The sequence below is a fragment of the Streptomyces sp. NPDC057010 genome (assembly GCF_042673805.1).
Taxonomy (GTDB): domain Bacteria; phylum Actinomycetota; class Actinomycetes; order Streptomycetales; family Streptomycetaceae; genus Streptomyces.
The window spans coordinates 359,707-373,533 of sequence record NZ_JBHUSC010000003.1; the positions used below are offsets into that span (position 1 = coordinate 359,707).

Sequence of the window (13,827 nt, forward strand, 5' to 3'; positions counted from 1 at the left end):
CCTGGGCCGCGCTGCGGCGCGCCCAACTCCAGCCGTGCCCGTCCGCGGGCGTGTACCCGAAGGGAGGACCGTGACCTTCGGATTCGCCCCGACCTCGACCGCGTCCCTGACATCGGCCACCGGTGGCGCCAGCCGTCACGGCAGACTGCTGGAACCCGCCGAATGGACGGCGGCGGGCATTCCGCTGCTGAGCAACCCGCGCGAGGTCGTGAGCGGGCTGCACTCGCGGCACAGCCCGGTGCCGTCGACGGCGGTCATCGCCGTCCTCGGCCCGGAGGAGCAGCTCGTGGCGAGCGCCTCCTTCGTGCAGCGGTCCGTCTCGGCCGACGGCTGGGAGTACCGCAACGCCCTGCTGTCCCGGCTGCGCCGGGTCCTGCCGCACGACCTGCGGCGCCGGACGCCGGTGCGGACGGCGGTGCTGCTCTACTGCCGGGAGGGCGATGAGCGGTGGACCGAGGAGGACGGGGCGTGGATGTGGGGGCTGCGGGACGCCTGCACCCTGCACGGTCTGCGCTGCGGCGCCTACATCACGCTGACCCGCGGCGGCTGGCAGGTGCTGGGCGAAGGCCGGGGCGGCCGGCGGCCCAGTTCGGAGTCGCGGCCCCAGCGGCTGGGCGACACCGTGGCCGAATTCGCTCCGCTCGCGCTGCACACCGGCGGCGGCGCGGCCGAGGCCCTGCGCCGGACCGCCGCGCGCTGACCCCCGTACCGCGGCCCGCTTCCGGGCAGGCCTCACGGCCGTACACCCTGGAGCGGGCGTACGGCGGATCAGCCGTCGGGCTTCAGCGGGGCCGGCCCGTGGCCCGCCCCGCCCCTCGCCCGTGCCGGGGTACGGGGCGTCAGACGCCCGCACCCAGCACGGAGTTGATCTGCTGCGGGTCACCGCACACGATCAGCAGCGCACCCGCCCGCGCGAGCGCGACCGGCAGGGTGCCGGCCACGGACTCCACCGGTCCGCCGTTGGCCGCGAAGACCACGACGGGACGGCCGGCGGCGCGCTGGGCCTGCGCTGCGTCCGCGTAGAAGACGTCGTCGCCGGCGTCGTGCTGGGCCCAGTACGCGGCCTCGCCGAAGGACAGCTCGTGCGCGGCCCACGGGTGCGGGTCGCCGCTGGTGAGCACCAGGATGTCGCCGGGCGCGCGCCCGGTGTCGAGCAGCAGGTCCACGGCCTCCTCGGCCGCGTCCAGCGCGCCCTCGGCGGAGGCCGGGATCAGCTGGATCTGCGGCACGGCCGCCGACACGGACGGCGCGGCGGGGGCGGCAGGGGTCACGGGGGCTGCGGGAACGGGTCCGGGGGCGGCCTGCGGCGCACGCTGCGCCGGCGGTGCGGGCCTGACGGGACCGGGGCGTCCGGGCCGGGGTACGGCTACGGGACGCGGACCAGGTACGGGGCGGGGGGTCTGCGCGGTGCGGCTCGCGGCCGGCGTGACGCGGGGACCCTGGGCACTCTCGTGAATCTGAGGCTCCTCGATGGCGGGGGTGAGAGGCGTGACGTGTTGTCTATCAAACACCGGTACGAAACGTACCGGTCGGTGGCACATGGGTGCGATCAGAAATCGAAGCCGAGTTGGCCTCCGTTTTCCAGCTCCATCGACTCCTCGCTGCGGCGCACCTTCTTCAGATGCCGCCACCGGGGCAGGGCGTCGAGGTACGACCACGAGAGCCGGTGGTAGGGGGTGGGCCCCCGTTCCTCCAGCGCCGCCCGGTGGACGGGCGAGGGGTATCCGGCGTTGGCGTCGAAGGCGAAGTCCTCGATTCCGCCGCCCTGTTCACCCAGCGCGGCCATCATGCGGTCGCGCCGGACCTTGGCGATGACCGAGGCCGCGGCAACGGCGACGCACGACTGATCACCCTTGATCACCGTACGGACCCGCCAGGGCGAGCCGAGATAGTCGTGCTTGCCGTCGAGGATCACCGCGTCGGGCCGTACGGGCAGCTCCCCCAGGGCGCGCTCCGCCGCGAGGCGCAGTGCGGCGGTCATCCCCAGCTCGTCGATCTCCTCCGGGGAGGCGTGGCCGAGGGCGTACGCGGTGACCCAGTCCTCCAGGACGTCGACGAGAACGTCGCGCCGCTTGGGAGTGAGCAGTTTGGAGTCGGTGAGTCCGGCGGGTGGCCGGCGCAGACCGGTGATCGCCGCGCACACGGTGACGGGACCGGCCCAGGCCCCTCGTCCGACTTCGTCGATCCCGGCGATGACCTTGGCGCCGGTGGTTGCACGGAGGGAGCGTTCGACGGTGTGGGTGGGTGCTTCGTACGGCATGGCGCCAGCAAGGTTACGCCGCTCCGCGCCGCCTGCACACCCCGCCCCGGGTACGACCCGGGCCGCGTCTCACGTCCTGAGCAGCGGGACCATCACCTCGTCGATCAGCACACCGATGTCCTGATCCCTCCATTCGCTCCCGCACACCTTCGCGCGGTACATGAGCATCGCGGGAATGACATCCACGACAAACGGACCAGTAGCGTCCGCTCGCACGTCGCCCCGCTCGATTCCCCGCTGCACAAGCTCCCTGATCAGCCCCTGGGCCGGCTCGTGCAGGCCGGACCAGATGACCCCGTGGAAGCGGTCGGCATGCACGTGGTCGCATTCGTGAAGCACCGACCGCAGGGCCTGACCCGCGCGCGAGTGCATGACGTCCCGCATCCGCACGCACAGCAGGTACAGGTCCTCGCGGATCGATCCGCTGTCGGGGATCTCCCCTATCTCGGGCAGCCGCGACCGCAGCGCGTCGGCCACCAGGTCCGACTTCGAGGGCCAGCGCCGGTAGAGAGCGGCCTTGCCCGTGTGCGCGCCGGCCGCGACCCCCTCCATCGTGAGCGCGTTCCATCCGACCGTACTCAACTGCTCCAACGCGGCATCGAGAATCGCCCGTTCGAGTTCCGGGCCCCGCCTGCGCCCCGGTGACGCCGCCGACCAGCGCGAACCCACCATGTCCTCATCCTCCGACCGATCCGCGCGCCCCCCGCACACGTTTTCAGCCTTAGTGAACGCTTGCGTTCCCTAAGGATCCGCTCATACCGTGGACTCACAGTGAACGAATGCGTTCACTATTTCACTTTGGGGGGATCCTCAGTGACAAGCTCTCAACTCGCCACGCCCCGGACACCGGGCGCGGCCCGCCGGGAGGGGCGCCCCGGAGTGGCGCTCGCCGTCATCGCCGCCTGCCAGCTCATGGTCGTCCTCGACGCGACGATCGTGAACATCGCGCTCCCGCACATCCAGACCGCCCTCGCCTTCTCCACCACCGACCTCTCCTGGGTGCTCAGCGCCTACACCCTGACCTTCGGCGGCCTGCTCCTCCTCGGCGGCCGCGCCGGCGACATCCTGGGCCGCCGCCGCGTGTTCATGGCCGGAATCCTGCTCTTCACCCTCGCCTCCCTCCTCGGCGGATTCGCCCAGGAGCCCTGGCAGCTGCTCGCCGCCCGCGCCCTGCAGGGCGTCGGCGGCGCGATCGCCTCGCCGACCTCGCTCGCCCTGATCACCACGACCTTCGCCGAAGGCCCCGAGCGCAACCGGGCCTTCGGGGTCTTCGCCGCCGTCTCCGCGGGCGGCGGCGCGGTCGGCCTGCTGGCCGGCGGCATGCTGACCGAGTGGCTCGACTGGCGCTGGGTCTTCTTCGTCAACGTCCCGATCGGCGTGCTGATCGCGTTCCTCGCCCCGCTGTACATCACCGAGTCCGAACGCCACCCCGGCCGTTTCGACATCGCCGGAGCCCTCACCTCCACCGGCGGCATGGCCTCGCTCGTCTACGGGTTCATCCGCGCTTCCGAGGACGGTTGGCGCGACTCCCTCACGCTCGGCTCGTTCGCCACGGCCGTCGTCCTGCTCGCGCTCTTCGTGGCCATCGAGTCCCGGGCCCGCGAACCGATCATCCCGCTGCGGATGTTCGCCGACCGCAACCGCGCCGGCACGTACGTGATCATGCTCGGTCTGGCCGCCGCGATGTTCGGCATGTTCTTCTTCATCGTCCAGTTCGTCCAGAACGTGCTCGGTTTCTCCCCGATCCAGTCCGGGCTCGGCTTCCTGCCCGTGACCGTCGCCATCATCACGGCCGCCGGTCTCTCGCAGCGCTTCCTGCCGCGCTTCGGCCCCAAGCCGTTCATGGTCACCGGAACCGCCCTCGTCGGCATCGGCCTGACCTGGCTGACCTTCATCCGGACCGACTCCTCCTACGTCACCGGGGTGCTCGGGCCGATGCTCCTGTTCGGCTTCGGCATGGGCCTGAACTTCGTGACCCTCACCCTCACCGCCGTCTCCGGGGTGGCCCCGAAGGAGGCGGGCGCGGCCTCCGGCCTGCTCAACGCCAGCCAGCAGGTCGGCGGTTGGCTCGGCCTGTCCATCCTGGTCACCGTGTTCGGGACGGCCAGCCGCGGCGAGGCCGAGAAGCAGGTCCCGTCCTTCATGGCCCAGGCCGATCCGGGCGCGCTTGCCGCCTTCAAGGAGAGCCGGCGGCTGCCCGACCCCTGGGGGGACCTGGTGCTCACCCAGGGCATCTCGACCGCGTTCGCCGCGGCCGTGGCGATGGCCGGCCTCGCCCTGGCCACGGCGCTGCTGGTGATCCGGGTGCGCAAGAGCGATCTGGAGGCCCTCAACGGCGCCGCCGAGAAGGCCGGTCCGGTGGCCTGACCGGCACCGGACGTACGAGGGCCCGGGCGCGGGAAGTGATCCCGCGCCCGGGCCCCCGTACGGCGGCGCCCCTCAGAGCTCGCTGCGGCCGCCGAAGATCCCCAGGCGGGAGCAGACCTCGTAGGGGGCCGTCACCGGGCGCTCGCGCAGGATCTGCCGGGCCCGGTACTCGCCCAGGCTCATGGCGTACCAGGGGACGGACCCGGCCCTGGACATCTCGTCGTTGATCCCGCGCAGGGCGCAGGACCTGCGGGGCTCGGGCAGCTTGTCCAGGGCGGGCACCGCGTCCGCGGACAGGGACTGGAAGTAGGCCAGGTCGATCTTGCCCTTCGCCTCGAACCGCGCCACGTTCTGCTCGGCGACCATCCCGTCCGGGGACAGGAGGCCGAAGGCGAGGACGGCGGCGGCCGCACTGCCCGCGACCGCGCGCGGCAGCCAGCGGGCGCCGAACACCCCGGCCGCCATGATCAGTACGATGACCAGCCCGAGCCACAGTTCCATGGCGGCCACCGACACGCGGAGCCTGGTCAGCCCGTACGCGTCCACGTAGAGGTCCATGCGGCGCAGCGCGGAGGCGACGACGACCAGCGTCAGCGCGCACAGCACGCCGAGCACGATGCGGACGAAGCGGCGGTCGCCGGCTCCGGAGCGCGGGGCCCAGCGCAGGGCGAGCGCGATCACGACGAGCGTGAGCAGGGTGGCCCAGAGCAGCTGCCAGAAGCCCTGCTTGGCGTACTCGGCGTAGGTGAGGCCCGTGCTCGCCAGAACCTTGTCGTAGCCGCCGAACAGGACCGCCAGTTGTACGGCGTTGAAACCGGCGAAGAGCAGGTTGAGCAGGACCAGCGGAAGGGCCCATTCGATGCGGGACCTCGGCTTGCCGGGAGCCACCTCGATCCGGTCCCAGCGCAGCGGGGCCGCGGCGGCCCGGGCGGCGGCGAGCGCGAGGAGGATGCCGAGGAGGAAGAGCAGGAAGCGGAAGGGCCCTTCCCCGACGGTGACGTCGGGGGTCAGGCCGTCCAGCAGATCGGCGAAGGCGGCGTCGGCGGAGGCGAACAGCGCGCCGAAGAGCAGCAGGAGGGCGACGGCGACGAGGGCCGCCTTGGCCACCGGCAGCCAGCGGTCCCTGCTGACGCCGCTGCGGGAGCGCATGCCGGTCCAGGCCCAGCCGGTCCCGGACACGGCGGCTTCGAGGAAACCGAACGGGCTGAGCAGTACGCCGGGCCAGGTGCGGCTGCCGTGCAGCGCGAGCGCGCCCAGCAGGATGGCGGCGAGGATCGCGAGCGTGGCGGGCCACGCGGAGTCGCGCAGGGCCGGCACGGCGAGGAGGGCGAGGCAGCCGACCGCCCAGGTCACGGTCCAGGGCCTGGCCGTACGACGGGCCGCGCGGGCGGCGGCATACGCGGCGACGGCGGCGGGCAGGGCAACGAGGAGCAGGCCGAGGCCCAGGCCGTCACCGAGGAGCAGGGCGGCCGCGAGCCCGGCCGCGAGGGCGGCGAGGAGGGTCGCGGTCCGGATGGGCGCGGCCTCGGCGGGCCGGACGGCCACGACCCAGGCGGCCGGCTCGGCGGCCTTGGCGCGGGCGGTGGCGTAGCGCCGCTGCTGCTCCTGCCAGGCCACCCATGCGGCGGCCTCGGCGGGCACACCGCTCCCGCCGGCCGGTGCACCGGCCCCGGGAGCAGCGGCGCCCGCGCCGGCCGGCGTTCCGGCCCCCGTCCCGGCCGCAGCCGCGTTGCTTCCGGACGCGGCTGCGGCCTCGGCTCCGTCCGCTCCGTCGGTGTGCTCTGACATCGGTACCCTCCCCTGTCGGCCGCCCCCGGCGTTCAGGTGGAGGCGGCGAAGCGGACAGCGTAGGCCGACGCCCTACGGTTTTGAACAGGATCAAAAGAGCTCTGTGGCAGGACCGTGACAATCGGAACGGGATACTTCACCTCGCCGCGGAAACCGCAACCGGAGACCGGCACCCGCCACTTGGCCGCCGGCTACCGCGCCGGCGACTCCGGCACCCACGCCGGCAGGGCCTCGGTGCGCGCCAGCCACGCGGCCGGCAGCACGGCCTCCCCGCGCGCCCCGAGCACCCCGCCCACGATCGCGCAGGTCGTGTCGACGTCCCCGCCCACCTGCGCGGTGGTCCAGAACGCCCGCTCGTAGTCGTCCAGCGCCCGCGCCGCCGACCACAGGGCGAACGGCACGGTGTCGTGGGCGCTCGTGCGCCGCCCGCAGCCCAGAACCGCCGCGACCGTGGTCGCGTCGCCGTAGTCCAGCATGTCCCGCGCCCGGCGCAGCCCGGCGCCCACGGCGCTGCGCGGCACCAGCGCGATCACCCCGTCCAGCAGGTCGGCGGCCTTCGGCGGGCCTTCCGGAGCCGCCGCGAGCGCGGCCGCCGCGGCGACGGCCATGGCCCCGCACACGGCCTCGCGGTGCTGGTGGGTGGTGTAGGCGGAGATCTCCGCCTGGTGCGTGGCCTGCTCGGGGTCGTCGGCGTACCACGCGCCGAGCGGCGCGATCCGCATGGCGGCGCCATTGCCCCACGAGCCCTGCCCGTTGAACAGTTCGGCAGCCAGCGTGCGCCAGTCCCCGCCTTCCCGGATCAGGCGCAGCATCCGGTTCACGGCGGGCCCGTAGCCCCGGTCGAAGTCGTGGTGGTGGGCGAAGGAGCTCGCGAGCGCGTCCTGGTCGATGCGTCCGTGCCCGGCGAGCACGGCCACCACCGAGCAGGCCATCTCGGTGTCGTCGGTCCACTGCCACACGTCGGTGCCGGCGGGCAGTTCGCGCCGCTTGAGCAGCGGGTAGTTGACGGGGACGAAGTACTGGGAGCCCAGGGCGTCCCCCAGCGCCAGCCCTCGGAGGCTGGCCAGGGCGCGTGCGTAGCGCCGTTCGGGAGTGGAGTCAGGGGTCATCGCGGGTCACTCTAGCCGTCCAGGTCGTAGGGCTCGGGTGTGGTCCACCGCTCAAATGGGCGGTCCATCCGGTACCGGCCGTCGGGGCCCAGCATGAGCACCCGGAATTCGCCGTTCCCCGGGTTGGACAGGGCCTCGAACTCGGATACCGACCAGTGGAACCAGCGCATGCAGAACAGCCGCATGGTCAGCCCGTGCGTCACCAGCAGCACGTTCTGCGGGTGGTCCTCGGCCTCGAAGCTGCGGTAGAGGCTCTCCAGGAAGGCACCGACCCGGTCGTACACGTCGGCTCCCGACTCGCCCTGCGCGAACCGGTAGAAGAAGTGGCCGTAGGCGTCCCGGTAGGCCTTCTGGAGGCGTACGTCGTCCCGGTCCTGCCAGTTGCCCCAGTCCTGCTCGCGCAGCCTCGGCTCCTCGCGCATCCGGACCCGCGCCGGGTCGAGGCGCAGCTCCCGAAAGGTCTGGAGGGTCCGGCGGTACGGGGAGACGTACGCGCTGATCGTCTCGTCGCCGAAGAGCTCGCGCAGCCGTACGCCCGCCTCCGCGGCCTGCCGGCGCCCGGCCTGGGTCAGCCGCAGGGCGTGGTCGGGCTCCCGCTCGTACACCGAGTCGTCGGCATTGCCTTCCGATTCCCCGTGCCGGACAAGGACGATGCGCCGTGGTCGAACCATCCCACGACCCTATTCGGCCACCGGAGCGCCCGCAGACCGGGCACGCCGGTCGAGCGGCCGCCCGTCGTAGGGTCGTCGTACGGTCATACCGTCCAGGACGGCTCCAGGTCGACGACGTCACCGGTGAGGGCCTCGACGTCGGCCTGGATCTGGGCCCGCAGGGAGAGCCGCTCGACCCGCTCCTGCCGGTACTTGCCGTGCTCGGCGGCCGCGTGCCACATCGACAGCACCAGGAACTCCCGGCCCGGGGCCTCCCCGAAGAGGCCGCGGATCATGCCGGGCGAGCCCGCCATGGCCGGATTCCACACCTTCTCCTGCATGAGTGCGAAGTGCTCGACCCGGCCCTCCCGGACCCGGGTGTGCGCGACCCGGACGACGTCGGCGTCGGTGAAGCGCGGCTCGAAGCCGGTCTTCACGTCGAAGCGGTGGTCGAAGAGGGTGACCCGCAGATCGGTGTAGGTGCCGTTCTGCGCGGCGGCCAGCCGGTCGTGCGCCCGGGCCATGAAGGAGTCGTAGAAGGAACGGCTCTCCCAGAAGGTGAAGACGTGCGCGACCCCCTGCCGGCCCCGGCTCCAGCCGCCGCCCTGCCCCCGGAATCCGGGCTCGCCCGGCAGCCCCGCCCATTTGCGCTGCCCGCGCTCGAACCCGCGTCGGTCCGTCACCGTGCAGCGAATCCACTTGACCAGCACGGCGCCATCGTACGGTCCCGGCGCGGCCGGGGTCAGTCCCCGGCGCGGTAGATCACCGTCGGTTCGGCCGCATCCCGCTCGGTCGGCCGAAACCCGAACTCCCGGTCGCATGCGGCGAGGTGCCGCGCGGGAGCGCTCACGCGGCCGGCGCGGCGCACCCCGTGTCGGCGGCGGGGTCCAGCGGGTGCCACTCGACGGGTACGTCGCGCATCAGCAGGGCGCAGTCGAGGTGGGCCGTGCCGGGCGGGAAGCGCTCGGGGTCCTCGAAGAAGGAGGACTCGGCGCGGGTGACCTCGGTGGCCTCCACCCGCCAGGCCCCGGTGTGCAGTTGCATCCCTTCGAGCCGGCCGGCGGCGCGCGCGGGCGAGTAGCCACGGTCGCCCCGGCGGAAGAACTCGGAGGCCTCGGCGAGGTCGCCGAAGAGCCGGCTGCCGCGCAGTTCGTCCGCGACCCGGGCCACGACGCGTACGCGCGTGGAGGCGTCCTTGGTCTCGTACGCGACGCCGATCTCCTCCGGCGTCTCGCGGACGTCGAAGACGGCGGAGCCGTGCGCTCCGGGGAACACCCGGCCGCCCGCGAGGACGTTGAGGCGGGAGCCGCTGTCGCGCCGCGGGATCCAGACGCCCGTCTCGACCCCGTCCGGCCCGTCCCACTCGACGGAGATCCGGTGCGCCGCGTTCTCGCTGCGCACGCCGGTGACGGCGGGTGCCCAGCGCGGGCGGGTGTCGCCGAGCCGCAGCAGGCAGATCCCGGCGACGGCCCACCCGCCCGCGAGCTGCGGCCTCATCCCGGCCGGCAGCAGCCGCGCCGCCACCTCGGGCTCCACCCGGTAGTTCACGAGCAGCCTTCGCTCGATGACGCTCGCCATCTTCGGACCGATCATTGCGCGCTCCCCCTCTTCCGCACGTGCGTCTGCGGTGCCGGAGCGCGATCCGTTCCGGCACGTCGTGCGTGGGATCTTTTTAGCACATGAGCTAATTAGCTAAATAGCGGGATGCCCCTATGAACGCGCGACGAACTCGCGGGGGACGACGAAGGGGAGGCCACCCCAGGTGGCCTCCCCCGTGTTTCTCGTCCGGTCGATCGTCAGGCGCGGCAGCGCAGCATCGCCAGCGGCGGGTTGGCGCGCAGGTCCGCCCAGTAGTCCTCACCGAACTCGCGCACGCCGGCCTCGGACACCTCCAGCGGGACCCAGGTCAGCTCGCTGAATCCGGCCTCCCGCAGGCACTTCTCGTAGACCTCGCGACGCGGGAAGACGCCGAAGATCGAGACCGGCGGCTCGAGCAGCGCCGTGGTCCGGACGCGCAGTCCGGCCTCGAACTCCTCACCGGTCAGCTCGGTGGTGAAGCCGTACTTGGCCAGGGAAGGCCCGTCGAAGTCGTAGTCGGGCGACTGGTTGAACAGGAAGAACTCCCCGCCGGGCACCAGGCTCCGGTGCACGTTGCGACACATCCGCTCGATGGTGGCGATGTCCTCCGCGTAGTTGAGCAGCTGGACCGCCACGGCGATGTCGAAGCGCTCCTCGAGGGGCCGCAGTTCGGCCACGTCCCCCACCTCGTAGCGCACGCCCAGCGGGGCACGCTCCTCGAACCCCTGCGCCACGGCGACCATTTCACCGGAGATCTCGACTCCGAGCACGTCCGCGGCGCCGCGCCGCTTGAACTCCCTGCTGTAGAAGCCGGTACCGGAGGCCAGGTCGAGGATCGACTTGCCCGTCACGTCCCCGACCATGCCCAGGAAGCTGGGCACCTCCCCGTACTTCACCACCGGCAGGGCCTTGAAGCCCTCGAACGCCTCACCGATCTCGTCATACTGCTGCACGGCCATGGTGCTGTTCTCCCCGTTTCGACATGCCTGCGCCACGGTCCCCCGTCCCCGGGGGAACGCTGTGGCCTCTGGTTGGCAGTCTCTACGGACCCTGACGGAGCGTCGTACTGGCAGAAACAACAAAGATCCGGACATCGTTCCGTTCAAGCCACGGACATGACGAAGGGGACCGGCTTTCGGCCGGTCCCCTTCGTCACGAACTACTGATCAACCGTCAGCTGCAGCCGCTGGTGGAGCCGCAGCCCTCGCAGATGTAGCAGGAGCCGGCGCGCTGCATCTTCGTACCGCAGGAGAAGCAGAGCGGGGCGTCGGCGGAGACACCGAGCTGCATCTCGACCAGTTCGGCGTTGCTGTGCGCCGTCTTCGGGGCCGGGACCTGGACGGCCGCGACCGGCTTCGGCTCGGACGGCACCGCGGTCAGCGGGGCCGACTGCGCCAGCGACTCGGTGTCCAGCTCATCCTCGAGGGGCTCGTAGGAGCCGGTCTCCAGGTGGCGCTGGCGCTCCTCGGCGGTGTGGATGCCGAGGGCCGAGCGGGTCTCGAAGGGCAGGAAGTCCAGCGCCAGGCGGCGGAAGATGTAGTCGACGATCGACTGCGCCATCCGCACGTCCGGGTCGTCCGTCATGCCGGCCGGCTCGAAGCGCATGTTCGTGAACTTCGAGACGTACGTCTCCAGCGGGACGCCGTACTGCAGACCGACCGAGACGGCGATCGAGAAGGCGTCCATCATGCCCGCGAGGGTCGAGCCCTGCTTGGACATCTTCAGGAAGACCTCGCCGAGACCGTCGTCCGGGTAGGAGTTCGCGGTCATGTAGCCCTCGGCGCCACCGACCGTGAAGGAGGTGGTGATCCCCGGGCGGCCCTTGGGGAGGCGCTTGCGGACCGGGCGGTACTCGATGACCTTCTCGACGGCGGCGCGGATGGTCTCCTCCGTCTTGGCGGTGACCTCCTCCTTCTCCTCTTCCTTCTTCTTCGCGGAGAGGGGCTGGCCGACCTTGCAGTTGTCGCGGTAGATCGCGAGCGCCTTGACGCCCATCTTCCACGCCTCGAAGTAGATCTCCTCGATCTCCTCGACGGTCGCCGACTCCGGCATGTTGACCGTCTTCGAGATCGCGCCGGAGATCCAGGGCTGGATCGCGGCCATCATGCGGACGTGGCCCATCGCGGAGATGGAGCGCTCGCCCATGGCGCAGTCGAAGACCTCGTAGTGCTCGGTCTTCAGGCCCGGGGCGTCGACGACCACGCCGTGCTCGGCGATGTGGGCGACGATCGCCTCGATCTGCTCCTCCTGGTAGCCCAGGCGGCGCAGGGCCTGCGGGACGGTGCCGTTGACGATCTGCATCGAGCCGCCGCCGACGAGCTTCTTGAACTTGACCAGGGCCAGGTCCGGCTCGACACCGGTGGTGTCGCAGGACATCGCGAGACCGATGGTGCCGGTCGGCGCGAGGACGGAGGCCTGGGAGTTGCGGAAGCCGTTCTTCTCGCCGAGGCGCAGGACGTCCTGCCAGGCCTCGGTGGCCGCGGCCCAGATGGAGTTGTCCAGGTCCTCGGTGCGCGGGGCGACGGCGTTGGCGTCGGCGTGCTGCTTCATGACGCGCTTGTGGGCGTCGGCGTTGCGGGCGTAACCGTCGTACGGGCCGACGATCGCGGCGAGCTCGGCGGAGCGCTTGTACGCGGTGCCGGTCATCAGCGAGGTGATCGACGCGGCGAGGGTGCGGCCGCCGTCCGAGTCGTACGCGTGGCCGGTGGCCATCAGCAGGGCGCCGAGGTTGGCGTAGCCGATGCCCAGCTGGCGGAAGGCGCGGGTGTTCTCGCCGATCTTCTGCGTCGGGAAGTCCGCGAAGCAGATGGAGATGTCCATCGCGGTGATGACCAGCTCGACGACCTTGGCGAAGCGCTCGGCGTCGAAGGACTGGTTGCCCTTGCCGTCGTCGTCGAGGAACTTCATCAGGTTCAGCGAGGCGAGGTTGCAGGACGTGTTGTCCAGGTGCATGTACTCGCTGCACGGGTTCGAGGCGGTGATCCGGCCGGACTCGGGGCAGGTGTGCCAGTTGTTGATCACACCGTCGTACTGGATGCCCGGGTCGGCGCAGGCCCATGCGGCCTCGGCCAGCTTGCGGAAGAGCGCCTTGGCGTCGACCTCCTCGATGACCTCACCGGTCATGCGGGCGCGCAGGCCGAACTTGGTGCCGTTCTCGACGGCCGTCATGAACTCGTCGTTCACGCGGACGGAGTTGTTGGCGTTCTGGTACTGGACGGACGTGATGTCGTCGCCGCCCAGGTCCATGTCGAAGCCCGCGTCGCGCAGGGCGCGGATCTTCTCCTCTTCCTTCACCTTGGTCTCGATGAAGGCCTCGACGTCCGGGTGGTCCACGTCCAGGACGACCATCTTGGCCGCACGGCGGGTGGCGCCGCCCGACTTGATCGTTCCTGCGGACGCGTCGGCGCCGCGCATGAAGGAGACCGGGCCGGAGGCGTTGCCGCCGGAGGAGAGGAGCTCCTTGGAGGAGCGGATGCGGGAGAGGTTCAGGCCGGCGCCGGAGCCGCCCTTGAAGATCATGCCCTCTTCCTTGTACCAGTCGAGGATCGACTCCATGGAGTCGTCGACGGCCAGGATGAAGCAGGCGGAGACCTGCTGCGGCTGGGGCGTGCCGACGTTGAACCACACCGGGGAGTTGAAGCTGAAGATCTGGTGGAGCAGGGCGTAGGTCAGCTCGTGCTCGAAGATCTCCACGTCGGCGGGCGACGCGAAGTAGTCGTTCTCCTCGCCGGCCTTCGTGTAGGTCTTCACGATCCGGTCGATCAGCTGCTTCAGACCGGTCTCGCGCTGCGGGGTACCGACCGCGCCGCGGAAGTACTTGCTGGTGACGATGTTGACCGCGTTCACCGACCAGAAGTCGGGGAACTCGACGCCACGCTGCTCGAAGTTGACCGAGCCGTCGCGCCAGTTGGTCATGACGACGTCACGGCGCTCCCAGCTCACCTCGTCGTACGGGTGCACGCCCGGGGTGGTGTGGATGCGCTCGATACGCAGGCCGCCCTTGGCGGCCTTGGTCCCCTTGGCGCGGGAACCACGTGCCGAGCTGCTCGCCGTCTCTGTCATGCCAGGCCTCCCA

Annotated in this window: 12 protein-coding genes; 2 read left to right on the top strand and 10 right to left on the bottom strand. The window is 71.4% G+C overall.

Annotated features, from left to right (window positions below):
- Window positions 1-70: 70 nt before the first annotated feature.
- A complete protein-coding gene (locus tag ACFTXQ_RS05765) occupies window positions 71-700 on the top strand; it encodes a hypothetical protein (protein WP_382636200.1) in 630 nt (209 codons plus the stop codon).
- Window positions 701-839: 139 nt separating this feature from the next.
- On the opposite strand, the gene ACFTXQ_RS05770 is transcribed toward ACFTXQ_RS05765, so the two are convergent.
- The 3 genes from ACFTXQ_RS05770 to ACFTXQ_RS05780 form a co-directional block, all read right to left on the bottom strand.
- Window positions 840-1,541 carry a hypothetical protein gene (locus ACFTXQ_RS05770; protein ID WP_382636202.1) on the bottom strand — a complete coding sequence of 234 codons (702 nt, stop codon included), beginning with the start codon at window positions 1,539-1,541 and terminating at the stop codon, window positions 840-842.
- A gap of 8 nt (window positions 1,542-1,549) precedes the next feature.
- Window positions 1,550-2,260 (bottom strand): ribonuclease HII, encoded by a 711-nt coding sequence (locus ACFTXQ_RS05775; protein ID WP_382636204.1) that lies wholly within the window; start codon window positions 2,258-2,260, stop codon window positions 1,550-1,552.
- 69 nt (window positions 2,261-2,329) lie between these two features.
- A complete protein-coding gene (locus tag ACFTXQ_RS05780) occupies window positions 2,330-2,932 on the bottom strand; it encodes a TetR/AcrR family transcriptional regulator (RefSeq protein WP_382636206.1) in 603 nt (200 codons plus the stop codon).
- 141 nt (window positions 2,933-3,073) lie between these two features.
- Here ACFTXQ_RS05780 and ACFTXQ_RS05785 point away from each other — a divergent pair, with 141 nt between their 5' ends.
- Entirely contained in the window at window positions 3,074-4,627 is a 1,554-nt protein-coding gene (locus tag ACFTXQ_RS05785) for an MFS transporter (RefSeq protein ID WP_382636208.1), read from the top strand.
- Between the two features lie 72 nt (window positions 4,628-4,699).
- Here ACFTXQ_RS05785 and ACFTXQ_RS05790 read toward each other — a convergent pair whose 3' ends face one another.
- The 7 genes from ACFTXQ_RS05790 to ACFTXQ_RS05820 all read right to left on the bottom strand — a co-directional run bounded on the left by ACFTXQ_RS05790 (window position 4,700) and on the right by ACFTXQ_RS05820 (window position 13,814).
- Window positions 4,700-6,415 (bottom strand): DUF4173 domain-containing protein, encoded by a 1,716-nt coding sequence (locus ACFTXQ_RS05790; RefSeq protein WP_382636210.1) that lies wholly within the window; start codon window positions 6,413-6,415, stop codon window positions 4,700-4,702.
- 191 nt (window positions 6,416-6,606) lie between these two features.
- Complete coding sequence (locus ACFTXQ_RS05795) at window positions 6,607-7,524, bottom strand: ADP-ribosylglycohydrolase family protein (RefSeq protein ID WP_382636212.1); 918 nt, start codon at window positions 7,522-7,524, stop codon at window positions 6,607-6,609.
- 11 nt (window positions 7,525-7,535) lie between these two features.
- On the bottom strand, window positions 7,536-8,195 hold the full coding sequence (locus ACFTXQ_RS05800) for a histidine phosphatase family protein (protein ID WP_382636214.1): 660 nt from the start codon (window positions 8,193-8,195) through the stop codon (window positions 7,536-7,538).
- An 83-nt stretch (window positions 8,196-8,278) separates the two neighbouring features.
- Window positions 8,279-8,884 (bottom strand): YdbC family protein, encoded by a 606-nt coding sequence (locus tag ACFTXQ_RS05805; protein ID WP_382636215.1) that lies wholly within the window; start codon window positions 8,882-8,884, stop codon window positions 8,279-8,281.
- A 136-nt stretch (window positions 8,885-9,020) separates the two neighbouring features.
- The gene (locus tag ACFTXQ_RS05810; protein WP_382636217.1) at window positions 9,021-9,767 is read right to left on the bottom strand and encodes a DUF2071 domain-containing protein; all 747 of its coding nucleotides are present in this window, start codon (window positions 9,765-9,767) and stop codon (window positions 9,021-9,023) included.
- 203 nt (window positions 9,768-9,970) lie between these two features.
- A complete protein-coding gene (locus tag ACFTXQ_RS05815) occupies window positions 9,971-10,711 on the bottom strand; it encodes a class I SAM-dependent methyltransferase (protein ID WP_382636218.1) in 741 nt (246 codons plus the stop codon).
- Window positions 10,712-10,925: 214 nt separating this feature from the next.
- The gene (locus ACFTXQ_RS05820; protein WP_382636220.1) at window positions 10,926-13,814 is read right to left on the bottom strand and encodes a vitamin B12-dependent ribonucleotide reductase; all 2,889 of its coding nucleotides are present in this window, start codon (window positions 13,812-13,814) and stop codon (window positions 10,926-10,928) included.
- Window positions 13,815-13,827: the final 13 nt, after the last annotated feature.